Raw genomic sequence first — 23,285 nt, 5'->3', positions numbered from 1 at the left:
GACGCCACGCTGGATAGCCAGCGAACTTCTGGAACAGGACACTAGATGCGTCGCGCCTTGACGATCTGCACCATGCGGAAGGGTCGGAGCCAGCTGAAGTAGTCGAGCAGAAGGTGCAACACGATCGCGAACTGGTGGACGATCGGAATGGCCTGGGTGTAATGCGGCACGTACGCGACACAAAGGAGTTCCTCAATCTCGAACCCCTCGTCGCGGAGGATGCGGCGGATGCTGCGGATCGAGTTGATGCGGAAATACGTCGGAAATACGTCGGCTGTCGTGCGCTCTGGCGTGGTCGGTTCGAGCAGTCGGTTGAACCAGATGTGGAAACCGTGGGGTGTCAGGTGCGTGGCGATCCCGCTGTACGACCACAGATTGGGCGCCATCCACAGGAGTTGGCCGCCGGGGCGAAGGATGCGCCGAGCTTCGCGCACGGTCGCCACCGGGTCTTCCACGTGCTCCATGACGTATTCGCTGAACACACAGTCGACGCTCTCATCGGGCAGGGGGATGTCATGCCCCCAGGCCTCGAGCTTGTTCGGGTTCGGACTCCGAGCCAGACTCTCTGCACTCGGATCGACGGCCCAGATTTTGACGTCGTCGAGCGGGTGCCCGATCAGTTCCGTCGGGTCTCGGCCACCGGCGCCCACGTGAACGGCTTCGTTCGATTCCGATAAGCACTCGCCGAGCATCCGGTGGTAGGTGGCCAGATGATCCTTACGCCCGGACCAGCGGTGGTAGAAACGGTTCGTCCAATGGTTGAACCGCAGAATCTTGGCGTAGAACCCCATTTGAGGGCGGAGTCTAGAGATCAATCCGTGCAGCTGCCAATCGGTTCTCTCGAATCCTGGTTCGACCTTCGCTGTACGGATTGCCCGACCGGAAAGGCCCTCCCGGATCTAGATGCCAGACACCAGGCAGAGATTCGAAAGGACTCACCCAAACTTGGGCCTCCTCATCCTTCCAGACTGGAGATTGAGCACACTGGCGACCCTGGCTGGAGGTTACGTGCTCCTGGGTACAAGGAGACGCAGAGAAATCAGGAGCGCCCTGAACTCACCAAACCAGCGCGCATCGACTCGTGATTATGCGGCGCCAGTGAGCTTTGATCAGGTCGCATGAGCCTTCCGATGGCCTCCCCCTACCCATGCAAAACTGCTTTCTACACTCACCGAGATGAGCATTGCGGTCGTTGGCTTCTCGATGGTCGTGGGGATTCTCCGGCCTCAATCCTCAAACGATAAGACTCGTCTCTTCACTCTCCGCGACGTCTCATGCGTGTTGCTCGGCCTAACCCAGGCGGGATTCATGTTCCTCCTGTCCGCCTTCGATATTGGAAGAACGAAGGTCGATAACTGACGATCAGAGCGCAGGCTTGCCGATGACCATGAGCAGTGCTGGCCCTTCGGAGGTTTCGATCGGGCCGAGTTTGCGGAATCCCACTTTCTCGTAGCAGCGGATCGCACGGAGATTTCCGGGCGCCGGATCGGTCTGAATGCTCGTGACCGTGGGATTTCGGAATAGGAGCCTGACGAACTGACGGACCATCTCCGTCCCGAGACCCTTTCCGAGGTTGCCTGCATCCGCAAGAAACTGGTCGATGCCGACGACGCCTCGAGCTTGCTCGCCGGAGCGCCCTTCTTCGGCTGGTTCCACCGCGGCATAGGACTGGATGAATCCAACGGGGGTCCCGTCCAATAACGCGATCCGGGTGTCGATCGAGGTCGAGCCAATGCGCGGGAGGTACTTCTCGCGAACTTCCTCAAGGGAAACCGGGCCGTCCCAGAATTCGGCCACGTGCGGTCGGTTCAACCAATCGAACAGGAGGGGAAGGTGATGCTCGGCGAGCGCTTCGAATTCGAATTCAGGTCTGGACATTGCCGAACATTATCCAAGCCAGTCCGTTTCCGAACCCATAAGAGGCATGACCATAGTCAACTCCCGCCGCACCCGATTGGGTTGCGAGAGCCTGCATGTCCTCTTGCGAAACCGTCGCAGCGGAAATCCCACAAGCTCCGAGTGCCGCGTTCCAACCCACAGACGAAAAATGACTGGCATCCCAGAGCGTTCCATCCAGATCGAAAATGATTGCGTCGGATTTCTTCAACGGAAAGAACCCTTCCAGTGGACCTTCCCAGCCTATGAAGACAATCGCCCGCGAAGCGCCGAAGCGGCGCACACCATGTGAGACGTCGATCCAGTCGGCGCGGCGGAGGATCTCGGCGCGCGACAACTCGCTCAGTCCACGAGCGCCGATAACGCCAGGTCAGAGAGTTGCTGGAGTCGTTCGAAGTTTCGAGATTCCTCGATCAGGCCGGCGGTCAGACACACGAACACGAGTTCGCGCTCCGGATCCACCCAGAACATGGTGGAACCGGCACCCAGACCGCCAAAGGAGCGGGGGGAGGCCGTGAGTCCAAAGGGCATGGGAAACAAACCTTCGCCGCGCAGGAAGAAGCCGAGCCCTAGCACCGCCGGGAACTCATCCCAGCCGCGCATTTCACGCGTGTAGTCGAACAGGTGGTTGGGTTCGGTTCCGGTGTGGTTGCGCAGGGCGAGGTCGAGCAATGCGGGCGAGAGGATCCGCGCCCCGTCGAGGCCACCCCCGAGGCGCAGAGCCTCGGCGAAGCGGAAGATGTCGTGCGCCGTGCTAACTCCACCCCCGCCGGGCATCTCGGTTTCCTCGGTGAGAAGTACGTTCAACGCCTCGAGCAGTTCGGGTACGAACAGGCCCGGGCTGCGATCGCGCACGACGATCGGCACGCGGCGCGCGGCCAGGTCGGCGCGCAGTCCGAGAGCGGTATCCTTCATGCCCAGGGGACCAAAGATCTCGTCGGCCAGGATCTGGCGGAAGGACCGCGAGCCACCGTCAAGGCGGCGCACCAGTTCACCGAGCACTGAATGGGCGCCGATCGGGCTGTAGCTGACGAGCTTCCCGGGTGCAGCGAGCAGGGGCTGGTCACAGACAGCGGCGGCAACTGCTTCGAGATCGCCGAGTTTTTCGACGGGAATCGGTGGCAGTTCCGAGGACATGCCGCCTCGGTGCGTCAGCAGATGACCGACGTTGACGCGCTGCTTGCCCTTTACACCGAACTCGGGCAGGACGTCGGCGACCGGGGTCGTGAGTTGGATCTCACCGCGATCGACGCGCGCAAGTACGGCCGCAGCAGTGAAGGTCTTCGTCACCGAGAAGAGGCAAAAAACGTCGTCGGTGCGCGCCTTCCGCTCACTCGACCGCTCGGCAAAACCCACTGCCTCGTGCAGCGCGATCTTTCCACGCCGGGCCACGAGTACCACGGCTCCGTCGTAGCGCTCTCTTGCGACGTCGGCTTCGATCGTTCGGACCATGTGCTCGAGGCGAGTCTCATCGAATCCCAGACTGTGTGCGCTCATGACGTCCTCCGCGATTTGGATGCGAGCCTATCAGGAAATTTCGGGAATGGAGGCGTTCCTTGTCAGCAGAAGCCGAACACTGCGGTGTAGCGCTGACTCTGTTTGCCTGTCTGCAACTGCCCATCCGCGGGGTGAAAGCCGAGTCGCTTTCACACTCGCTTTTGAATCCGGTAGGAGCGGCCCGGCTCCGCGATCAGGGGCGGACCGTCCAGGCGTGGCGGCCGGGCTTGCCCGGGTCCGTCACTTCATTCTTGACTCGGGGTGCGGAGTCGTTTATAAGTGAGTACTTGCTTATTTATAATTGCAGGAATGTGCTCCAGAACACTGGAAATCAGTCCGCCTGATGGCACGTCCGAGACAGATCCAGGACGAGGATCTTTTGGCGGCTGCGCGGAAGCTGTTCGTGCGGGACGGATTCGGGGCCTCGACGCGGGCGATTGCCGCCGAGGCCGGCGTGTCGGAAGGAGTGATCTTCCAGCGTTTCCCGACCAAGCCCGAACTCTTCTTCGCCGCGATGATCCCACCCGCGCCCGACGTGGATGCTCTGCTCGAGTGTACGAGCAGAGTCGAAGACCCGTGCGTGCGACTCGAAGAAATCGCACTGGCGATGCTCAACTACTTCAGGGAGTTGATGCCCGTGCTTCTACCGCTAGTTACCCATCCCTCCTTCGAACCCGACGGCTTCATCGCGCGGCACACGGACAGCCCTTCCCCCAGTCTCGAGGATGGCTTGAAATCCCACCTCGAGCGCGAACACGAGCAGGGCCTCCTCGAAGTCGAAGACGCGGAGGCCGCCGCAGAATTGCTAGTCGCGGCACTTCACACACGGGCCCTGCACGAGCGCCTCGAGAGTAGAGACGTACAGAGCAGCAACGATCTGGCCCGCGCCATGGCAAGAGCTCTGTGGTCGGGACTCGCACCGACCGGTACCCCAGGCAAAGGAGAGGCGGAGTGACCCAGACCTTTCGGATCCCAGAGGATCCGTTCGCGGAGTCGGCGGGCGTGAAAGCAGGCTACCAGCACATGGAGAAACCACTATGAAGGTTCTTGTCAGCACGCACTTCGCCGTGGAAGGAAAAGCGGATCTCTACGAAAAGTTCTTGCAAGAACACAAGACCCCATTCGTTCGCAGCCTACCCGGAGTGAAAGACTACAAGATCTGCAGGGCAGCAGATTGCATGGTTCCTCCAGGCAAAGCGCTCCGCTACGAGTTCGCCGCCATCATCGAACTCGAAGAAGGCGCGGACGCTCAGACGATCTTCGCTTCACCCGAGTACCAGGCCTTCCGGCAGAGGTACATCGACATGCTGGAGCCGTATCCGGGTCTCTACTGGGGTTACGAGATCGAGTGCAAGCCGCGTAAGAGCAGCGACGAAATCCGGAGCGCAGCTTGACGGTTGCGCAGTCCAGTCGCTCGACTCTGGTCAACTTGCAAAACGTCGAGAAGAGCTTCGAAAGCCCGGCCGGAACGACCGCAGCACTATGTGGCATCGATCTCGAGGTCGATCGCGGGGAGTACCTCGCCATCGTCGGGAGGTCCGGAAGTGGAAAGTCGACGCTGCTCAATCTGATTGCCGGTATTGACAGACCCACGCTGGGATCGGTGTCGGTAGGAGGGACGGCGGTCCACGACCTCGCCGAAGGACGACTCGCACGCTGGCGCGGTGAGAACGTTGGCGTCGTTTTTCAGTTCTTTCAGTTGATGCCTACTTTGACCGTAGTCGAAAATGTGATGTTGCCGATGGACTTCCTGGGCAAATCACCGGCGAGGGAGCGAGAACGTCGAGCACTTGAACTGCTTGAACGTGTCGGAGTCGCCGGGCATGCAAAGAAATTCCCGGCAACGCTATCCGGAGGCGAGCAACAAAGAGTCGCCATCGCGCGTGCGCTCGCAAACGATCCTCCGCTGATCGTCGCCGATGAACCGACGGGAAATCTGGACTCACACACGGCCGCCGATATCCATCGGCTCTTTGAAGAGCTGGCTGCATCGAACAAGACCGTCATCGTCGTGACGCACGAGCGTACGAAAGACTGGGGTTTCTCGCGCGTGGTGCGTATCGCCGACGGTCTCATCGATCCCGCACTGATGAAATCTGAATCATGAGACCACGCTACCGAAAAGCCGTGCGCGATCTGGCTCAAGACCGCGGCCGCACGGCGCTCGTACTACTCGCCCTGATCATCGGTGTATGGGGACTATCGTCGGTCGTCGTTTCCAACGTCATCTCGACCCGGGATCTCCGAGACAACTATCTGGCAACCAACCCGGCGTCGGCAACTCTCTGGGTTGCACGGGGTGAAGACCCGGTCTCGATCGCACGAGCTCGACCTGGCGTATTCGATGCCGAACTGCGCAGCCTCACCAGGGGCCGAATTCAGCTGGGTGTAGACAAGTGGATCCCACTGCATCTCTTCATCGTCGAAGACTTTCAGGATCTGCGCATTTCGCGATTCGATCTCGAGAAGGGGCAGTGGCCGGCGGGTCTCGCGGAGATCGCGATCGAGCGCGACGCCCGACAGTTGATGCCGATGGCCATCGGCGACTCCCTGACTTTCCGGTTCCCAGGACAGAATCTTCGGCGGGAGCTTCAAGTGTCGGCATTCGTTCACGACCCCGGCCAGGCACCGTCTCGCATGGAGCACCTCATTTACGGATATGTCTCGCTCGCCTCAGCTCGAGCATTGGGCCTGCTGCCACCCCATCAGCAGCTCAAGATCACGGTCGGCGAGCGCCCTTTCGAGCGTGCTCACATCCGCGAGGTGGCACAAGATGTGCGCACGTCTTTGAGCAACGAGGGGATCGAGGTCTTTACGGTCGAGATTCCGCGGCCCGGTCGCCACCCTCACCAGGGTCAACTCGAAGCACTGCTCCTGCTGCAGATCTCGATCGGAAGCATGGCGCTCGTGCTGAGTGGAGTACTGATCATCAACATGCTCTCCGCTTTGCTCGCTCGACAGATTCGAGAGATCGGGATCATGAAGGCCATCGGAGCGAGACCCGCACAGGTTATGGTCATCTACTTCGGCATGGTCACGGCCCTGGCGTTGCTAGGCCTGGCGATCGGGTTACCGCTCGGGATCGCTTCTGGTCGGGGCTTTGCGAGTGTGGTCGCAGGCCAGCTCAACTTCGACGTGATGACCCTGAGCACACCGGTATCGGTCCTGGTCTCCTTGGCACTGGCCGGTCTCGCACTCCCGCTGCTGGCCGCGGGCTATCCAGTCTGGCGCGGCACGCGAGTGAGCGTTCAGGCGGCTCTGTTGACTCGGGGAACCGATCGAATTCCACGCGCTGCATCGCTCTTCGCAGGAACAGTGGGTGGGCCTCGACGTCTGCTTCTGGCGGTTCGCAACTCCGCCCGACGCCCGGCACGGCTGGTACTCACCGTCGCAACCCTGGCGTTGGGCCTGGCGACCTTCCTGGTTGCCTTGAACCTGCGCGCATCGCTCGGAGAAACTCTGCGCGCGGCATCGGATTCGCGCCCGTACGATGTCGAGGTCATTTTCGAACAGCCCGTTTCGCGCGCGCGCATCGCTGAGATCGTGAAAGGAACCCCCGGAGTCACGGACTGGGAAGCCTGGGGCGGTGGCCTGGCCTCCCTCGTCCATTCGGATGGGCTATCCCCGACACGATTCTCTGCGCTCTTCCCTCCGGAGGGAGCCCGCATGGAACTTCCAATGTTGAGCGGCCGCTGGGGTGATGTAACCGGTGAGCGGTCCGTCGTGATCAATCAGGGAATGATGGAATTCAACCCAAGCCTACAGGTAGGCGATTCACTGGTGATCCGGATGGGAGAGCCGGATGCGAGCGACTCGACCTGGAGATTGGCCGGTATCGCAAAAGAGATTGGCGGCCCACCCAAGGCCTATCTTCTGAATGCGGGGAAAACGGCCGGAGAGGCAGCACTGAGCCTCCACGTTTCGACCGCCGCGCACGACAGCACCTTTCAGCAGGAAGTAGTTCGGCGCCTCGAAGCCCGCTTCGAACGCTCGGGTGTAGACATCAGACTCTCGCTCAGCAAAGCAGAGAATCTGCAGGTCATCGTCGATCACCTCGACGTGATCTTCTATTTCCTCACGGTCGCTTCCTTCTTCGTATTGACGGTTGGCGGCGTCGGCCTCGTTTCGACCTTGAGCATGAACGTGCTCGAGCGTCGACGAGAAACCGGAGTGCTGCGCTCCATCGGAGCGTCGAATACCGCGATCATCGGACTTCTGGTCACGGAAGGACAGATCGCCGGTGCCTTGAGCTGGGGTCTTGCTGCGCTCGTAGCCTGGCCGGCGAGTCGGGTCATCTCCGACTTCTTTGGTCACCTTATCCTCGGAACGCCGCTGGACTTTGCCGTATCGGACGCGGGCCTGACCGGATCGGCCATCCTGGTGGTCATATTCACGGGGCTCGTCAGTGCATGGCCCGCATGGAGGGTGACACGCGAACCACTCCCAGAAGTACTGGCCTACGAGTGAAGTCATCTCGAGTCGAGGGCGGAAGGCACTTGTAGAAATTCTGGGCGAGTTGGGAATTTCGAGCCCTACGAGGGCCTCAGAAACGCGAACTTTATGAGCGCGCCGATCCTCGGCGTGTTCTTTCGGAAATGACGGGGACTCACGAGCATTTCGCCAAGAGTTCGGTGTAGCTCATTTTGCAGTCGATCCACTCGAGGAGTCGTGGACGAGGCGCAGGACCAGCTCGCATACCTGGGGGGGCTGGAGGATGAATCGGGGTGCATTGGAATTGGGGAATAGCGAGAGGCCTTCGAGCATGGCGACGACCGCAGTCGCAATTCGTTTGGCATCGCCTTCCTCGAGCTGCGGATTCACACTCCACAGGCTGACCGCGAGATGCGCTCGGTACCGCCCGTAGAAGTCGGCCATTGCCTTGGCGACTTCTGCATCGTGGGCGGCCAACGCCCAGATCTCGCGAAAGAGTGTGCAGTCGGTTTCAGATGCGTGATCTCCAAGAATGCCTTCGATCACGCGGCGAAGCCGGGCTTCGGGTGACGGATCCTGATCGTCGATCCGGCCCGCCAGCCGTTCGAGGCTGCGATCGAGGTATCGATCGAGGAGCGCGCGAACCATTTCGCGTTTTGCCGGGAAGTAGTACTGGAGATTTCCCGGGCGCATTCCGGCTCGGGCAGCCACCTTGCGCGTGGAGAGTTGCGCGTATCCTTCTTCGGCGAGCAGCACGGTGGCCGCGTCGAGAATCTCGTCGACACTCTTGCGGCCCTTCTCGATGACCGCGGTCCCCGCACGATGACGGCTCATCGGAGACCGACCTCGACCCCGAACGAGCGGGCTGTAGCGAGTAATCCTTCTGGATCGGAGAACTGCTCGGGGAACCAGACGCGAGCCGTGGCGGGCGCTCCACCATCGAGACCGAGGGCGCGCTCCGCGGCCACGACCGCACCCACGGCAGTCATATGTGCCTGACCTTCCGGATCGACGACCTCGACACGAACACGACTCGATCTTCCCGAGATGGTTGCAACGAAACTCGCACGATCCCCGTCACCGGAGCTGTGCAAGAGAGCGCGACGCACAGCGGTAAAGCGATCCCGCTGAAGGAAACGCAACACACCCAGACGTTTGAGTGCAACCAACATCCACGAAGCAGCGGGTGAGTCGTAGCCGATCCGTGTAGCCACCGTCGAAACTCCGAGAAAGCAGGGAAGGCTCGCCTGTTCGGGTGTGTCGAGCCGATAGGTTTTCGATCTCTTGCCGCCGGGAAACTCTACGACTCGACCATCCGTCAGCGGGTAGGAAATCCGCTCGCGGCCGTCTTCGATCGTCTCGAAGGGGACCGCCAGCCGGTCCATGTACTCGACCGAGTCGCTCCCGGATTGATCGGCGAGCGCATAGCAGATGTCGATCTCGATACGCTCCGCGGGAGCGACCCGCGCGACCCCGGCAGAGGCCGCAATCGACACCAGACCCGCCATCCAGGATGAAGCCAGGACGACCGGGGCACGCAACTGCTCGGCGGAGAGCCGAAGAACGGCGCGCTGCACACGCGCAGTCCAGCGCGTGATGTCCACAACCGGAATCCCAGCGCGCACGGCCGCGAGCAATACGCGATCTTCGGGGTCGTTGACCGCCGTCAAGACGAGTCCGGGGGACGGTGAGATTCCGGCCAGCGGATCTCCCGCCTCGGCATCCACCCGCGCGGTCGTGGCGTTTCCGAGTTCTTCCGCAAGCGGCTTGCCCTTCTCCGGATTTCGACCGCCTAGCAACAGTGGCAGATCCGGATATCGATCCCTCAAGAGCCGGGCAATTCGAGACCCCACGACACCATATCCACCCACCAAGAGGACCGGACCCGCGGTGCCATCTGGCCCATGAAGTTCTGCACTCATCGGGCGAGCCTCACAGTCGAGGCTCGCAACAAGGCCACCGAGGCGATCAATCCCAGCAACAAAGCGATGCTTCCCCAGATGGCAAAGCCCGGTGGGATGGGCATTTCGAGGGGCCAGGTCGTGACCAGGTCAAAGGCGAATGCCCCGCACAGGAAGAGCGCGGTCGCACCGGCAAAGGCCGGAGCCCGGGTCGCCAGTACGAGCACCGCGAGCCAGCCGAGAGCTTCCAGCCCATTGGCCAGAGCGTGCATGGGCACCATGGGCGCGGGAAAGCCGACCGTATCGAACTCCCCTTGCCACACGGAAAACGCGGAGTTGGAAAACGAGAGAACGGGCAACAACAGAAGCCATCTCCATTTCATGGAATCACCTTTCATCGTGAGAGTCGCTCCCTCACGGCCTGGCACCGATCTTCAGAAAGCGCCGAGACAGCGGGGTGTTGAGGGAGGCCTTTGGGCGAGAATTGGACGATCGCCCTAATTTCTAGATATTCTTTTAGGTCATTTGCCCAATTTATGCAATCTCGCACAAATGCCGGGCTTGGGGGATCGAGCCGGGCGATATCCGCCTCAAACGCTACGTGGGTCGCTCGAGGAATCGCGTCCCCAACGCGCAACGGGCGAGGACTGGCGATCGATCCGACGCTCGACTACCCGACTTCCCGGGGTCGTCGGGAGAAGCGGCTTCGTTGCGCGAAGTGAACCTGCCAGACCAGTGAAACGAAAACCCGAACGACTTCGCGAAACGAACCCCAGGTGAGCGCGCTGTTGACGGGTGCGCCTCTTTGTCGCGAACCCGCAACCTGAAGATAGGCGAAACCTTGTCGCAGCAGTTTGACATTGATCTCGGCCACGATGCTAAAACGCGTCGAGCAGAGGTCGAGTTGTTTCAGCTGCTTGGTGGGATAGAGCGCGGGTCCGTTGATGTAGTGGAGATTCACACCAAAGGTCCAGCGATAGATTCCTCTGAAAAGATCCGAAAGATAATTTCGGAAGGAGTTGCGCTCCGCCCGGTTGGGGAAGTAGCACATGACCAGTTCGGCCGCGTCGATCCGGTCGAATAACAGCGTCAGAGTATCGAGCTTGAGATCATCGTCCCCGGGAACGATCATGAAACGCTCCCCTCTCGCCTCTCGAATCGCTTCCCGTAGACTCGCGCCGAGACCGAGGTTCTCCCGATGGTGGATGACTCGCACGAAGTCCAGGCGTTGCGCGAGCGCGTCGGCAATCTGGCCCGTTTCATCGCTACTCCCGTCATCAATCACGAGCGCCTCGCACGAGACACCGGTCTTTTCGAGAGCTGCGCAGAGGTTTCGCAGCGTGGATTCGAGACGAACGCCTTCATTGAGGGCGGGGATCATGACCGTCAGATCGGGGAAATGGGTCACCTTGGGTGCCTCCTCTGGACCAGAATGAGATCCGGTTCTTTCCGCTGTCCGGCACAGATCGGTTGGATGCGGAAGCGATAGGCTCTACGCGGTGCGCTCTGAACGAGAAAGTGCGAAGTCCCGACCCCGGTCTTGCCGAGTGGCAGGAACTCCACTTTCCCACGGTGCTGGACCGCGAGTTCTCGAGTGCAACCATCCGGTTGCCAGCGGAGATCGATCTGCTCACCCGGGCGCCGGACGGCCGTGACACCGGAATCAGATTCGGAGGCGGCTCCGGAGGTCACCGCTGGAAGAAGCGAATAGAGCGCGTGATCGCCCTTGTCGGAGGTGAAGCTGGAAGAAATGACGAGTTCGACCCCATCGAGTTCGGGAATCGCACGGACCGAACGCAGCCAGCGATCGATCTCGGAATTCATCCAGCCATTCAATCCCGAATACTGGGTCAGATGGAGATGCGTGACGCCGCGCCCGCGCAGATCGCGAAGAATCGACTCGGGCGAAGCCGCAAGATCGATCGCCTCCTGTGAGACCGGCAGCAACTGCAGCGTGGGCCGCTGGATGTGATACGGATCCACGACCGTAGTTGCCACGAGGACCTCGCTGCCGAGGTTCGCCGCCATCCAGTCGTAGAGGCCGCCATTGGGTCCCGCCCCGGGAGGCAACTTGAAGGTCTCGCCCGCCGTCCGGAGATCGCCCCAGGGTGAAGACGCAAGATAGAAGGTAAAACCCTCGGCGGTCGACATATTGGGACTGCGCATTTCAAAGCGTCCGGTGAACTGCCACACGACCGCGAGCAGGAGACTCGCCCCGAGCACCCATCCCCCGATCGGTGCTTCGATTCGAAGAGGCCGAAACAGAAGCCAGGCGCTGCGGAAACCCGCGAGAGCCAGGGCCAGATGGGAGATCAGGTGGTAGCGGTCGTGCCAGAAAACATCCATGCGACCGGTCAGCGCGACCATGAGCGCCCAGCGGCCCAGTGCAAAGAGGACGAGCACCCTGAGCAGGGGATCTGTCCGACAGACTCGATGAAGAGCCATCCCCACAACGAGGAAACCGAGCAAGATGAGATAGGTCTCCATCCCGGCGGTAAAGAAGCGCGCAAAGTTCATCGGATACCAGGCTGCAAAGCCGTCGTTGAGGATGCCGATGCTCTCCAGCAACTGGGGCAGCGGAGGTCCGTACGCGCGAAGGGCCATCTGGAAGCGCGGCAGGGGCGAACCGGTGTAGATGAAGCTCACGATGGGCCATAGAGAAGCCAATGGGGCTCCGACCAAGATCCCGGGCAAGATGCGTTCCGCACGGAATCCCAGACGCCAGACGTAGATTCCCGAGAACAAGAGCACTCCCGGAAGGAGTGTGAGCTTGATCGCGATTGCGAACCCCGCAGCCAACCCGAAGAGGAGCGAGCGCGCACGCGCGCCACAGAATGCCGGTGCGAGAGCGAGAACTCCGACAATCACCTCGACGAGCACTGAGGGAATATCGTTATTGGCTACATAGGTGCGACCGAGGCCGGCGATCGCCAGCGCTGCGACGAACACCGCAAGATGACCGGACGAGTCCTCATCGGAGTTTCGAAAGATCTGGAAGATCGTCAACAGAAGCAGGCAGAAAGCCCAGAACGACATGAAGATGTAGCCGCGATCTCCACCTAGCAAGAACGCGGGAACACCGTAGAGATGCCATCCGTAGGGGATCCCGGCTTCGTGGGTGAACTCGTTGAAGACGAACCGACCGCTCGCCAGGATGTCGCGCGGTACAATCAGGTGATAGTTGCAGAGGTCTCCGCCGAGCGGATTCACGATGCAGATCAAGCCCACGTAAATTACGGCGGGGAACGTCAGTAGCGCGATCCCCCTTCCCTTCCACGAGCGCGGCCAGAGGTGTTGGCGAATTCCCGCCAGGTCGCGAGCCAGACCCGGAAGAAGCGAGACACCCAGCAGTAGAGGCGCAGCAATCGCGATGCCGATCAGCCAGGCGTACGCGACTCCCAGGAAGGCGAAGACCGCGATGGTCAGCGAGTACAAGCCCATGCCGGCAACCGCTTGAAGTGGCAGCGCCCATGGCCCCGCATCTACGCGAAGGCTACGAAGCAGGAGACGCCCGGCCATGATCGTCGAGACGAGATAGACCGCCGAGCCCACCCACGCCTGAAACGCGAGGCCGAAGTTCCACAGCAGCACATCCTGCGTCATGACGCGCCGACGCCCGAAAGACGGCGTTCTGAAACAGGACGGTTCATGGGTTGCTTGCGTTCAGCGGCGCGACGCGAATCGCGGATGCGAAGACCCGGCTTCCCGGGATCTTCCCGTGGAGCGTCCAGCTCTGGAGAGATTCGGATTGATCCGCTGCCTCGACAAGTCGTGACAAGACCGCATAGCGGTCGACGAGTGGCTGCGAATCCGGCGTGTCGTACCAGACCACGACACCGCCTTCCAGAAAGGGCTCACCCGGTGCTACACCTCCGTACTCGTGCCGAAAGACGAGGCCGGGTGAAAATTCATCGAGCATCCCCCGCCCCCCGTCGGAGATTTGCCAGGTTGGAAAGTCCACGGCTCCCTTGAGCAGGAGTTCGAAGACGCCTTCATGATGATAAGAATTGTCCGGGAACACAACAGTGATCTTGCTCCCCTGAGCCAACGCGCGGACCTGCTCGTAGTGCGACCATTTGGCGGATGCGCGCTCCCGGGATCCGCGCACCATTTCAATCACACCCGCGTCAAAAGTCGAGAGCGAGAAGACCAACCACATCGCGCAGGTTGAGCGGATGAAGACCTTCTTCCATCTGCTTTCCGGAAGCACCGAGATGAGCATCGCGCTCCACGCCAGAAGAAAGACGAAACTCTCGAAAATCGTCGAACCGGCCGGGCGCTTGATCACGAACCCGAGGGCCGCGAACGCGGCAAACAGAGCGGCGAGCACCACGAACACCCGGTCGCGGGTCCAGTCCGAAGCTCGGCCCGATACCAGAAGCGCAAGCAGCGCCAGTCCGAAAATCACGACCACGCTCAGGTAGCCGTGTTCGAGCAGGAAGATGCGGAAGTTCTCGCTCCAGAAGTCGCTCTCACCACCGGGGTTGAGAACAAAGGCGAGCCAGATATCCAGGGCTTTTCCGACCCGAAACAGATTGAAGCGAAACGTCGCCGCGATCACGAAAAGGAAGCCCAACAGGGAACTCAGTGCACCGACTACAACCAGCTTTGCCATGCGGCTTCCGATCGGGTGCCTAATCAGAACTGGGATCAGGAATGCGATCCCCACGGCGAGCAGAGTCACCTTGTTGGCCACCATCGCACCGAGCACCAGACCCAGGGCGGCCACCCGCCTCCAACTGCGCAGCGTTCCGTCGTGACGCCACTCGACCAGGAAGAGGTAGACCGTTAGAGCCACCAGGAGCAGGTTTAGAGTGTGATAGTCCCCCATGACCATGTAGTCAAAACCGGTCCCGTGAGTCGCGAAAACAGGGACCAGAATCACCATGTACAAGAGCCAGCGATCGCTGGCCTGCAAACGGGAATCTCGTGTGGCGATGATCAGCAGGATGCAGGCGCCGATCCAGATTCCCGTATTCGTAGCAAGTGCAAAGCCCTGCACGCTTTCACGCAACGAGTCCGTATCGCCAAAGAGCGGGTAGAGGATCTGTTGAAAGAGCCCGAGCAACCAGCCGACGCCCACCACGACGGTCTCTCCCGCTGCGATTCTCACGCAGAAGAAGTAGCGATAGGCGAGAGGCTCATTTGCGAGATCCAGATAGTCCGCCCCGTAGAGAAGGCCGATCCCGAGAGGCATCGCGAATAGCAAGGCACAGATCGTCGACAGGACCCAGCGCCCGTAGTTCGCATTGAAGCCAGTCGCGTCTTCTTGAACCCTAGCTTGCATGATTCACCCTCGGGTCTCGCTTCCCTTCACGAGCCAGATGAGCAGATCGAAGACGCGACTGATCAAGAGCACACCGCCCTTCCCCGTCCTGTAGCGATTCCCATCTCGGACAAGCTGCCCCGTGGCCGTCAGTCGCTGCAGGCGAGAGTCCAGAATTTCGCCAGCCCCGTAGTTCTTCCGAATCTGTTCGTTTGTAATGGGCACGGGATGACACTCCAGCAACTCCCGAAGCACCCGCACGCGTATCGAGGTGAAGTTCAGATTCACGAAATTGAAGTACCCGAATCCCAGGGCGAGATAACTCAAACCGTTCAATAGCCTCAGCTCCGGGGGAGCCTCCAGATTGATCCACAACATCGCGAGCGCGCCTACTGCGAAACCACAGATCGCACGGAATAGCATCCCGCGGGCCGAAAACGCCCGGCTGATCCCAACGTGAGCGATGACGTAGGACGCGAGTCCAAACACCGGAGAAAGGCTCAGCAAGGCTTCGCCCGACGGCATCTCTCAAGAACCCTTGGGAAGGTTCAGGAAGACATCACTCGCGATCTTCATCAGACGGGCCCAGCGCATCCCTTGCGGGCTAAGCCGGTAGCTATCCTGATCGACGAGTACGGCACCGCTGTTCTCCAGTGCTCGAAGTCGCGGCTCGAGATAGGCGCGATCATTCACCAGAGAAGAGAGTTCCACGTAGGTGCAACCCTTCGGTCCGGCCCGCCGCACGGCGCGGGCGATCGCCAGCGAAGGACTCGTGGCCTCGATTCCGGAATACGCGACCACATAAGCCAGAGAGAACGAGCCGTGAAACAACAGCACCTGCAACACCGGCCACGGCCCTTCGAGCCAGCCAAGTGCGAGACAACCCACGAGGCCCGCAACCAGACCTCCGAAGAAGATCCCCAAGAGCACGAGTGTGGGCCGACGCGGAACCCAGACACGCCATAGAGCGAGGTGAGCGAAGAACAGCCCCCCGAGCAACCCGACTCCGACCATCAGCGGGCTCAACGCCAGGCCTGCCAGGGTCGGCACAGCGCGGGCCTCGGGGACAGTCTGTTGACGACACGCCTCTCAGGCATGAGTGCTCGCCGCATCGATCGCGGTGCGGATGAAAGCCTCGAGCGCGGTATCAAGGGGAGTGAATTCGAATTCGGGAAAGGAACGCACCAGCTGACGCGAATCAAAAGGCCGGTGCACGATCGGACCGATCGGGCGACCCCGATTCTGGATGAAGCGAAACACCTGCGTGATCTTGTAGGGGCGGTGGATGGTCGGAACCGTGCGGGGCCGAAACTCGAACCGAACTTCGAACGGACACTGCTTCTGAACGTGTTGGGCGAGTTCCATGAAACTCGTCACGCCGGGCTGGGCCAGATTGATCGATCCTCGACTGCGCTTCTCGATGCAGAGGGCGATCAGCCGAACCGCATCGCCAATGTAGAGATGACAGCGCCGCTCTTCGCCTCTTCCGTAGAGTGTGATGCGTCGTTCCGCGATCGCCTGATTCACGAATGCGTTGGGCCCGTAGCTTCCGTGTGGATCGCCATGACCGAAGATGTTCACCGGGCGCAAGATGCACAGCGGTACTCCGCGGGTTTCGAGAACCGAATCCAGCAACATCTCGCGCGCCGTGTGCATCAACGCATAGAGATTGATCGGCTCTCGTGTCGAATCTTCATCCAGGGGAATCTTGCTAGCATCGTAGACGGCATCCGAACTCAGATAGATCACATGCGCAGGCGGGTTCTTGTCGAATACCTCGCACAGATGCTCGACCATGCGCAGATTCTGCGAGAACGCGCGAAAATCCCGTCCTCGTTCGGGAGGCAGAGCGGCATCGACCACCACGATGTCCGTGGACCGAAGCAGACCCGAGAGCTTGTCGACCGAAGCGGCTTCGGTCAGATCGACAGCGTCTCGACCCAGCGCCAGAACGGGACACGCCCTGCGCTCGAGTTCGCGCAGCAGATGGCTCGCGATGAATCCACGTCGCCCCAGCGTGACGACGCGATCCGACCCCTGATGTCCCCCGGTGTGCTCGAGCATACTTCGCGAAAAGATAGGGGAAAACGACGCGGAATTTCTAGCAACCCCGCCTCAATTTCCCTCTTGGGATTCCTGGCGCGCGGCCTGGAGCGCTTCGAGGGCGAACTCGCGCGAGAAAATAAACCCGATCAAGCCGCGCAAAGCGATCATGCCCACCGACATGGTCAAACTGCAGGCAATCAGCGTGCCGGGATCGGCCCAGTCCTTCAGCAGATAGACGAAGGCCGCCTGACCGGTCCCCAGACCGGCAAAGGCGATCGGAAGGCTGGACACCGCCGAGACCAACGCCACGTTCACGATCGCATCGGGAACGGGTACCTCGATCCGGAAAGCGTAGATGACCGAGCACATCGAGGCGATGAAGCCGCAGACGAAAGCGAAACGCACGAGCGCCAGTTCCACGAGCCGTCGAGGCGGGGTTTCCCGCGCCGCGCGAAAAAGGCTCAATTCCCGCAATCGGTCCAGCGGCCCCAGCGATCGACGGGCCCGCAGCAGCGCTACTCCGAGCACGATGCAGGCTGCGAGCAGCCCGCCGAGACCGAGGATACGCTCGATCCATTCCTGAGGAATCCCCGCCGCTCCGCTCTGTAACAGGAGTGCACTCACTCCGGTCACGAGTGCGAGCGTGGCGAGGTCAAAACCCGCAATCAGAGCAACAACGCCCGCCGCGTGCGCAAGCGAGATCGAGGCCCGTCGAGGTAGCAAGAACGACAGCGTGCCAGCACCTACGGCATAACTGACGATATAGAGCAGATAACTCGCCGCCTTGATGCGCGCCGCAGTCCAGAGAGTAAGTGAGTGATTCCCGTCGGGCATCAGGCGCAGGATCGAGTACGCCTCAAGCAACAAGCTGAATGCCCCGTACGCGATAAAGACGGGAACCCAGATCACGAGCGAGCCAACCACCAGATCCAGGAGCTTCGCCCGGTCGACTTCGGGGCCGGTGAGCTGACCTGAGATCAGCCAGACGAGCAGACCCCCACTCACCGCGAACGGCAGCAGAAATTTCAGTGCCCGCTTCAGTCGGGACCCGGTTGCGATCTGGTCGGACCGGAGTGCGGGATCGGACAGCGGCTCTTCGGCGACTTCTACGACATCGCGAGCGGCGCTCCCACTGTTTGGCGTGCGACTCAATACGGCCCCTTGAAGCTGTCTTCGTGGTCGATCTCACCAACGGTGGAGTTCGATCCAAAGAGGTTGAGGCCGGCCTGGGCGATGGTCGACGCTTTCGGGTAGAACGCGTTTTCGAGAGGCTGGGACACTGGCGCTGGACAATCCGCCAATGCGATTCGCCGAACCGGTGCCTTGAGCGCGTGGAAAGCCTTCTCGACGGCCAGAGCCGCCACCTCGGAAGCGAATCCACAGAACTCCCAGCTCGTATCGGCCACGATCAATCGACCCGTCTTGCGGATCGACGCGAGGATCGTCTCCTCGTCGAGAGGCCGAATCGTCCGGGGATCGACGACCTCCGCGTCGATCCCGTGGCGCATGAGTTCTTCGGCGGCGGCCAGCGCCTCGTGGACCATGAGTGAAGTCGCGACGATCGTGAGATCGCTTCCCTCGCGCCAAACGGCCGCTCGACCAAAAGGTATCGGGATCGGACGTTCGGGAACTTCACCCTCGTGACCGTAAAGCGTCCGGTGCTCGAGCAGGACGACCGGGGAATCTTGTTGCAGAGCCGTCAACAACAAGCCTTTCGCGTCGGCGGGCATCGCGGGCATGGCGACGATCAGCCCGGGGAAATGCGCCAGGACGGATTGCAGGCTCTGGGAGTGCGTCGCCCCCTGACCCCAGCCGCGACCGATCACCGCCCGGACTACGATCGGAACGCGACCGGCCTGACCTCCGTACATATAGCTCCACTTGGCCGCCAGATTGATCAACTGATCGAAGCCCTGAAACATGAAATCATTGCGCGGATGCACAATGACGGGTCGCTTGCCGACGGCCGCGGCACCAATCGCAATCCCCGTGAGTCCGTCTTCCATGGCGGGCGCATCAAAGACGCGCGAGGGAAACATCTCGGCAGGCTCGACGGTAGAGCCGAAGATTCCCGACGGGTAGTCGACGGCAATGCCGGTCACGAAAATGTTCTCGTCCCGTTGCATCGCCTGGACCAGACCTTCGGAGATCGCCCGACTGTAGGAAAGTGTGCGCATGGATTCCTCAGTAGACGTAGTCGAAGAGATCGACCGGATTCGGGAAAGGAGCGTCCTTGGCGCGTGCCACCGCGGACTGGATCACGGCATTGGCCTCATCGAGCCAGAGTTGGAGTTCCTCTGGTTTGGCCAGACCGTCCTTGACGAGACGCTCGCCGGCCCGGCGGACGGGACAGCGCTCCTGCCATGACTCGAGTTCTTCGCGCGTTCTGTAGGCGCGACCGAGTTCGTGATCGTAGTTCGGCCCCACGTGCTCGAGCCAGCGATAGGTCATGCACTCCAGGAAGACCGGCCCTTGCCCCATACGGCAGCGCTGCGCCGCCGCGAGCGCCGCTTCGTGAACAGCAAACACGTCGTTGCCGTCGAGTTCGTGGGCTTCGACTTTGAATGAACGCACGCGTTCGCAAAGTGACGTACCAGGCGCCTGGCGTACGCCGACAGGGCTTTCGGTCGAGTAGAGATTGTTCTCGCACACGAAGACGACCGGTAGGGATTTCACGGCCGCGTAGTTGATGGCCTCGTAGAAGCCACCCTCTTCGAGAGATGCGTCCCCGAAGAAGACCGCCACGACGCGGGAGTCTTCGTCCATCTTGAACGCCAGCGCCGTACCTGCGGCGACTGCGATGGTCTGGCTGAGGATGGCCGTCGTGATGACGACCCCGGCAGAAAGATCCGTGAGATGCACCGATCCGCCGCGACCCCGGGAGCAACCCGTCTCCTTGCCATAGAGTTCAGCCACCAACCCGTCGAGGCTGCCGCCCTTGGCCAGGTAGTGATTGTGACCGCGATGGTGGCTGTAGATGAGGTCCGATTTCTGCAGCGCCACACAGACGCCCGCCGCAACCGCTTCTTGTCCGACACCAAAATGGGTCGGAGTTCGCATCATCTGCTCTTTGTAGAGTTCGGCGAGTGTGATCTCGGCTTGCCGAAGTTCGAGGACCGTTCGGTACAACCGAATCAGTGTTTCGTCATCCACTCGCGTCATGCGGCACCCGACCAGGAGTCTCGAACGGTGATCGAGATCGTCCGGTTCGCTCCCGCTTCGAGCACTAGCGCGGTTCCTCCCGCCTCTCGCATCCGAGAGCGAACAGATAGTGCGCCATCTTGTGATATCCGGTGTGGACCACCTCATCGTTCATCGAGAACGTGAACACATTGTGAAAGAAGCGCTCCATTGTCTCGCGAAGCTCGGGCATCGTCTTGCAGTTCACGTGCCCCTGTTTGCTGATCTCCGACGCGTAGGCCTGAGACTCGAGCGAAGGCATGCCGATGATGACGGCCCCGTGTGGCGCCAGCGAGTCCACGATATTGCCGAGAAAGCGGTTCTCGTCTGCGGGTTCGATGTGCTCGAACACGTCGAGTGCGTAGGCCGCGTCGAAACTGCCCGGAAAAGGTTTGTCGAGCATGTCGTGGCTCTCGGCCGCGAAGCGCCAGGTATCGCCCATGCGATCCTTGACGTCTGAGATGAAGAGCGGATCAAAATCGGTGGCGGTCAGCGAGCCGACTTCCTGGACGACGATCCGCGTCGCAAACGCGTCCCCGCACCCGACCTCGAGTACGTTCCCGCGTCCTGCGAACATCTTCGCCACAAACTTGTAGCGGGCAAAGGTAAACGCGAGCCGTTTGGGATCGTCGAGCCAGGCCTGATTCGTCATGAGGCCGAGGGACGTCAAACCATGCTGCCGGGCGTACCGAAGCAGGACTTCGTATTGACGCTCCTTGGTGCGTTCCCCCCCCATGCCGCAAAACTACTGGCAACGGTTGCAGCGGTCAACGATGCAGGCGACAGTTCGTTCCGATTCCGTCAGCGGTGTAAGACGTCGCCATCTCCCGCGAGTCACAAGACCTGTTTTCCGTTTCACTCAAGTCCGGTTTGGCTGAACGCGATACGGCTCGAAGGACCGAGCCATTGAGGCCGGAAATGCTTCAGGGAGTTCAGACCGTCCAATGGAATTTCCCCACATGCGCGGATTTCAACGCTCCGCAACTGAGATGACCGCAGAAATCCGCGTGGAGGGGACCGAGGCGCTGCGTTGGATGGTCTGCGACGTGAGTTTCTCCGGGATCTACCTCCGGGGCGAGAAACAACTCCCGGTGGGAACGATCTGCCAGGTGACCATCTTTCTCGATGGACAGGATCCGCCGATTCTGATCGAGGCGTCGGGACGGGTCGTTCGCGAGGACGACGACGGATTTGGGATCCAGTTCGATTCCGTGGATGTCGACAGTGTCGATCACCTGCGCAATCTGGTGCTGGCCAACTCCCAGAAACCCGGCGAGGTCATCGAAGAGTTCGAGACACACATCGGCCTGTACGAGAAAGACTAGCCCTCTGAAGAGCTCACGCTCGGGAACTCAGTAGACGATTTCTTCCTCGCTGAGCCGCTGGATCTCGGCCTCGTCGAGTCCGAGAATCTCGCCCAGCACATAGTCATTGTGCTGACCCAGAAGTGGGCTGGGTTCGCTCACGCGCGCGCCTTCCATGCGCCAGGGTGGGCGTACCACCTTCAGTTCTCCCAGGCGCGGATGCGCGATCATCTCGAAGACGCCGCGTGCCAGAACGTGAGGATCGCGTGCGAGACTCGCTCCGGTCTGGAGACGAGCCGCTGCTATGCCGGCGCCCTGGAGCTCTTCGACAGCCTGGTCGGGCGTGCGTTTCCGGGTCCAGCGCTCCACGCACTCGTCGAGTCGTGGCTCGTTTTGCTTGCGGGTTTCCGCGGTCGCGAAGTCTCTGGAATCCAGTTCTGCATCCCCGAGCAATGCACGAAACGCCTTCCACTGCGCATCGCCCTCGACGGCAATCGTGACCCACTCCGCCTTGTCCCGACAGCGGTAGCAACCGTGAGGCGCCATTTGATCGTCGCGGTTTCCGATGCGTTCAGGAATGCGACCGCTCAGTTCGTAACCGAGGATCGCCTCGCCCATCATCGAACTCATGACCTCGGTTGAAGACAGGTCGATGTTCTGGCCTTCGCCGGTGTTCTTCCGATGAACGAGGGCGGCCAGGACGGCCAACGCCGAAGCCGTTCCAGCGCGCAGATCGACCGACCCGCTCAGCGCTATTGGCGGCTGGTCTGGATGACCGGAGATGCTCGCAATACCGGACAGACACGCGAACGTGGGCGCATAGCCGGCGTAGTTTCCCTCGGGCTCCGTCGCCCCGACGGCCGAAGAAGACAACATGATGAGGTCGGGCTTGATCGCCCGCAGATCGTCGTAGCCCAGACCCAGGCGGTCGAGAACCCCCGGACGCATGTTCTGCAGGACGACATCGCATTCAGCCACGAGCTTGCGCACGAGTTCGCGTCCAGCTTCTTTGCGCAGATTCAGGGTGACCGAGCGCTTGCCGAGGTTCAGGTCGTTGAAGATCGGAGACTCGTCGAATCCACTATCGAGCGAACCGGCAGTGAGGGAGTGGACGCGCGAGTGGTCGAGTCGGGCGCGGCTTTCGATCTTGATCACCTCCGCGCCGAGCATGCCCAGAAGCAGGGATCCCTGGGGACCCGCCCAGGCCCAGGTGAAATCAGCAATCCGGATCCCCGAGAGCGGTCCCCCGCCGTTTGCAGCCCGCGGCTTGACCGGCTGCAGCGCTTCCGCCCGAGCTGTTTCAGCTTCGAGTTCCGCACGGATCTCGTCATCGTGTTGACCGAAGAGCGGGGCGGGTCGCCCCACCCAACCGGTTTCCGAAGACAGGGCAGCCGTGGTGGGAACTCTCAGACAACCGGCTTTGGGAAACTCGAGTTCACGAAAAAATCCGCGCGCGCGGGGTTGCTGCCAGGCGAGCAACTCCGCGACGTTTCGAACCGGTGCGGCGGGTGTTCCCTCGCGCTGGGCAGCGTGGTAGATCTCTTCGCGCGTCAGCGTGGAAGCCCACTTCGTCTTATGCGCGTCGATTTCCTCCTGGTGCTCCATGCGCCCTTCCAGCGTCGGAAACCACTCGGATTGTGCCCATTCGGGATTTCCCATGGCGCGCGCCAATCCTTCCCATTGATGCGATTCGAGGGTGGTCAACATCACCCATCCGTCCTTGGCCTGGGTGAGGCCGCCGGGGCCGCGTCCGGAAAACGGATC

General features: G+C 61.1%; 23 protein-coding genes. 5 read left to right on the top strand and 18 right to left on the bottom strand.

Going from position 1 to position 23,285, the window contains the following annotated elements:
• Positions 1 to 41: 41 nt before the first annotated feature.
• The 4 genes from GY725_00145 to GY725_00130 form a co-directional block, all read right to left on the bottom strand.
• A complete protein-coding gene (locus GY725_00145; protein ID MCP4002579.1) occupies positions 42 to 791 on the bottom strand; it encodes a methyltransferase domain-containing protein in 750 nt (249 codons plus the stop codon).
• 571 nt (positions 792 to 1,362) lie between these two features.
• Positions 1,363 to 1,878 (bottom strand): GNAT family N-acetyltransferase, encoded by a 516-nt coding sequence (locus GY725_00140; protein MCP4002578.1) that lies wholly within the window; start codon positions 1,876 to 1,878, stop codon positions 1,363 to 1,365.
• Entirely contained in the window at positions 1,865 to 2,233 is a 369-nt protein-coding gene (locus GY725_00135) for a hypothetical protein (GenBank protein MCP4002577.1), read from the bottom strand. The genes GY725_00140 and GY725_00135 overlap by 14 nt, the downstream gene beginning before the upstream one ends.
• 5 nt (positions 2,234 to 2,238) lie before the next feature.
• Positions 2,239 to 3,393, bottom strand: coding sequence for a beta-lactamase family protein (locus tag GY725_00130; protein MCP4002576.1), 1,155 nt, complete (start codon positions 3,391 to 3,393; stop codon positions 2,239 to 2,241).
• 343 nt (positions 3,394 to 3,736) lie between these two features.
• Between GY725_00130 and GY725_00125 the strand changes: the two genes are divergently transcribed.
• The 4 genes from GY725_00125 to GY725_00110 all read left to right on the top strand — a co-directional run bounded on the left by GY725_00125 (position 3,737) and on the right by GY725_00110 (position 7,860).
• Positions 3,737 to 4,348, top strand: a complete 612-nt coding sequence (locus tag GY725_00125; GenBank protein MCP4002575.1) for a TetR/AcrR family transcriptional regulator — start codon at positions 3,737 to 3,739, stop codon at positions 4,346 to 4,348.
• Between the two features lie 82 nt (positions 4,349 to 4,430).
• A complete protein-coding gene (locus tag GY725_00120) occupies positions 4,431 to 4,787 on the top strand; it encodes a hypothetical protein (GenBank protein ID MCP4002574.1) in 357 nt (118 codons plus the stop codon).
• Positions 4,784 to 5,500, top strand: a complete 717-nt coding sequence (locus GY725_00115) for an ABC transporter ATP-binding protein (protein MCP4002573.1) — start codon at positions 4,784 to 4,786, stop codon at positions 5,498 to 5,500. Before GY725_00120 ends, GY725_00115 begins: the two co-directional genes overlap by 4 nt.
• Positions 5,497 to 7,860, top strand: a complete 2,364-nt coding sequence (locus GY725_00110) for an FtsX-like permease family protein (protein ID MCP4002572.1) — start codon at positions 5,497 to 5,499, stop codon at positions 7,858 to 7,860. The genes GY725_00115 and GY725_00110 overlap by 4 nt, the downstream gene beginning before the upstream one ends.
• Before the next feature lie 171 nt (positions 7,861 to 8,031).
• On the opposite strand, the gene GY725_00105 is transcribed toward GY725_00110, so the two are convergent.
• The 13 genes from GY725_00105 to GY725_00045 form a co-directional block, all read right to left on the bottom strand.
• Positions 8,032 to 8,658 carry a TetR/AcrR family transcriptional regulator gene (locus GY725_00105; protein ID MCP4002571.1) on the bottom strand — a complete coding sequence of 209 codons (627 nt, stop codon included), beginning with the start codon at positions 8,656 to 8,658 and terminating at the stop codon, positions 8,032 to 8,034.
• Positions 8,655 to 9,746 carry a saccharopine dehydrogenase gene (locus GY725_00100; GenBank protein ID MCP4002570.1) on the bottom strand — a complete coding sequence of 364 codons (1,092 nt, stop codon included), beginning with the start codon at positions 9,744 to 9,746 and terminating at the stop codon, positions 8,655 to 8,657. The genes GY725_00105 and GY725_00100 overlap by 4 nt, the downstream gene beginning before the upstream one ends.
• On the bottom strand, positions 9,743 to 10,108 hold the full coding sequence (locus GY725_00095) for a hypothetical protein (protein MCP4002569.1): 366 nt from the start codon (positions 10,106 to 10,108) through the stop codon (positions 9,743 to 9,745). The genes GY725_00100 and GY725_00095 overlap by 4 nt, the downstream gene beginning before the upstream one ends.
• A gap of 287 nt (positions 10,109 to 10,395) precedes the next feature.
• Positions 10,396 to 11,133: a glycosyltransferase family 2 protein gene (locus GY725_00090; GenBank protein MCP4002568.1), complete on the bottom strand. Its 738-nt coding sequence runs from the start codon at positions 11,131 to 11,133 to the stop codon at positions 10,396 to 10,398.
• Complete coding sequence (locus GY725_00085) at positions 11,130 to 13,328, bottom strand: hypothetical protein (protein MCP4002567.1); 2,199 nt, start codon at positions 13,326 to 13,328, stop codon at positions 11,130 to 11,132. The genes GY725_00090 and GY725_00085 overlap by 4 nt, the downstream gene beginning before the upstream one ends.
• A 43-nt stretch (positions 13,329 to 13,371) precedes the next feature.
• Complete coding sequence (locus GY725_00080) at positions 13,372 to 15,012, bottom strand: hypothetical protein (GenBank protein ID MCP4002566.1); 1,641 nt, start codon at positions 15,010 to 15,012, stop codon at positions 13,372 to 13,374.
• 3 nt (positions 15,013 to 15,015) lie between these two features.
• The gene (locus GY725_00075; GenBank protein ID MCP4002565.1) at positions 15,016 to 15,516 is read right to left on the bottom strand and encodes a hypothetical protein; all 501 of its coding nucleotides are present in this window, start codon (positions 15,514 to 15,516) and stop codon (positions 15,016 to 15,018) included.
• 3 nt (positions 15,517 to 15,519) lie between these two features.
• Entirely contained in the window at positions 15,520 to 16,041 is a 522-nt protein-coding gene (locus GY725_00070; GenBank protein MCP4002564.1) for a hypothetical protein, read from the bottom strand.
• Positions 16,042 to 16,080: 39 nt separating this feature from the next.
• Positions 16,081 to 17,055, bottom strand: a complete 975-nt coding sequence (locus GY725_00065) for an SDR family oxidoreductase (protein MCP4002563.1) — start codon at positions 17,053 to 17,055, stop codon at positions 16,081 to 16,083.
• 51 nt (positions 17,056 to 17,106) lie between these two features.
• Positions 17,107 to 18,189, bottom strand: coding sequence for a flippase-like domain-containing protein (locus GY725_00060; protein MCP4002562.1), 1,083 nt, complete (start codon positions 18,187 to 18,189; stop codon positions 17,107 to 17,109).
• Complete coding sequence (locus tag GY725_00055) at positions 18,186 to 19,214, bottom strand: alpha-ketoacid dehydrogenase subunit beta (protein ID MCP4002561.1); 1,029 nt, start codon at positions 19,212 to 19,214, stop codon at positions 18,186 to 18,188. The genes GY725_00060 and GY725_00055 overlap by 4 nt, the downstream gene beginning before the upstream one ends.
• Before the next feature lie 7 nt (positions 19,215 to 19,221).
• Positions 19,222 to 20,199 (bottom strand): thiamine pyrophosphate-dependent dehydrogenase E1 component subunit alpha, encoded by a 978-nt coding sequence (locus GY725_00050; GenBank protein ID MCP4002560.1) that lies wholly within the window; start codon positions 20,197 to 20,199, stop codon positions 19,222 to 19,224.
• A gap of 64 nt (positions 20,200 to 20,263) precedes the next feature.
• Entirely contained in the window at positions 20,264 to 20,953 is a 690-nt protein-coding gene (locus GY725_00045) for a class I SAM-dependent methyltransferase (protein ID MCP4002559.1), read from the bottom strand.
• Positions 20,954 to 21,161: 208 nt separating this feature from the next.
• Here GY725_00045 and GY725_00040 point away from each other — a divergent pair, with 208 nt between their 5' ends.
• Positions 21,162 to 21,542, top strand: a complete 381-nt coding sequence (locus tag GY725_00040) for a PilZ domain-containing protein (protein ID MCP4002558.1) — start codon at positions 21,162 to 21,164, stop codon at positions 21,540 to 21,542.
• Positions 21,543 to 21,569: 27 nt separating this feature from the next.
• On the opposite strand, the gene GY725_00035 is transcribed toward GY725_00040, so the two are convergent.
• The coding region (locus GY725_00035; protein MCP4002557.1) for a CoA transferase at positions 21,570 to 23,285 on the bottom strand (1,716 nt) is incomplete at its 5' end.

It is taken from the genome of bacterium (assembly GCA_024226335.1).
In the GTDB taxonomy this organism is placed as follows: domain Bacteria; phylum Myxococcota_A; class UBA9160; order SZUA-336; family SZUA-336; genus JAAELY01.
Note: the sequence above shows the minus strand (reverse complement) of the source record. Positions and strands in the feature narration are given on the sequence as shown.

Bases quoted from the DNA above. Each gene is read 5' to 3' on its own strand.
- GY725_00130 (MCP4002576.1), bottom strand. From the start codon at position 3,393: ATGAGCGCACACAGTCTGGGATTCGATGAGACTCGCCTCGAGCACATG.
- GY725_00055 (MCP4002561.1), bottom strand. From the start codon at position 19,214: ATGCGCACACTTTCCTACAGTCGGGCGATCTCCGAAGGTCTGGTCCAG.
- GY725_00075 (MCP4002565.1), bottom strand. From the start codon at position 15,516: ATGCCGTCGGGCGAAGCCTTGCTGAGCCTTTCTCCGGTGTTTGGACTC.
- GY725_00045 (MCP4002559.1), bottom strand. From the start codon at position 20,953: ATGGGGGGGGAACGCACCAAGGAGCGTCAATACGAAGTCCTGCTTCGG.
- GY725_00100 (MCP4002570.1), bottom strand. From the start codon at position 9,746: ATGAGTGCAGAACTTCATGGGCCAGATGGCACCGCGGGTCCGGTCCTC.
- GY725_00040 (MCP4002558.1), top strand. From the start codon at position 21,162: ATGGAATTTCCCCACATGCGCGGATTTCAACGCTCCGCAACTGAGATG.
- GY725_00110 (MCP4002572.1), top strand. From the start codon at position 5,497: ATGAGACCACGCTACCGAAAAGCCGTGCGCGATCTGGCTCAAGACCGC.
- GY725_00065 (MCP4002563.1), bottom strand. From the start codon at position 17,055: ATGCTCGAGCACACCGGGGGACATCAGGGGTCGGATCGCGTCGTCACG.
- GY725_00105 (MCP4002571.1), bottom strand. From the start codon at position 8,658: ATGAGCCGTCATCGTGCGGGGACCGCGGTCATCGAGAAGGGCCGCAAG.
- GY725_00140 (MCP4002578.1), bottom strand. From the start codon at position 1,878: ATGTCCAGACCTGAATTCGAATTCGAAGCGCTCGCCGAGCATCACCTT.
- GY725_00080 (MCP4002566.1), bottom strand. From the start codon at position 15,012: ATGCAAGCTAGGGTTCAAGAAGACGCGACTGGCTTCAATGCGAACTAC.
- GY725_00125 (MCP4002575.1), top strand. From the start codon at position 3,737: ATGGCACGTCCGAGACAGATCCAGGACGAGGATCTTTTGGCGGCTGCG.
- GY725_00085 (MCP4002567.1), bottom strand. From the start codon at position 13,328: ATGACGCAGGATGTGCTGCTGTGGAACTTCGGCCTCGCGTTTCAGGCG.
- GY725_00050 (MCP4002560.1), bottom strand. From the start codon at position 20,199: ATGACGCGAGTGGATGACGAAACACTGATTCGGTTGTACCGAACGGTC.
- GY725_00095 (MCP4002569.1), bottom strand. From the start codon at position 10,108: ATGAAATGGAGATGGCTTCTGTTGTTGCCCGTTCTCTCGTTTTCCAAC.
- GY725_00120 (MCP4002574.1), top strand. From the start codon at position 4,431: ATGAAGGTTCTTGTCAGCACGCACTTCGCCGTGGAAGGAAAAGCGGAT.
- GY725_00145 (MCP4002579.1), bottom strand. From the start codon at position 791: ATGGGGTTCTACGCCAAGATTCTGCGGTTCAACCATTGGACGAACCGT.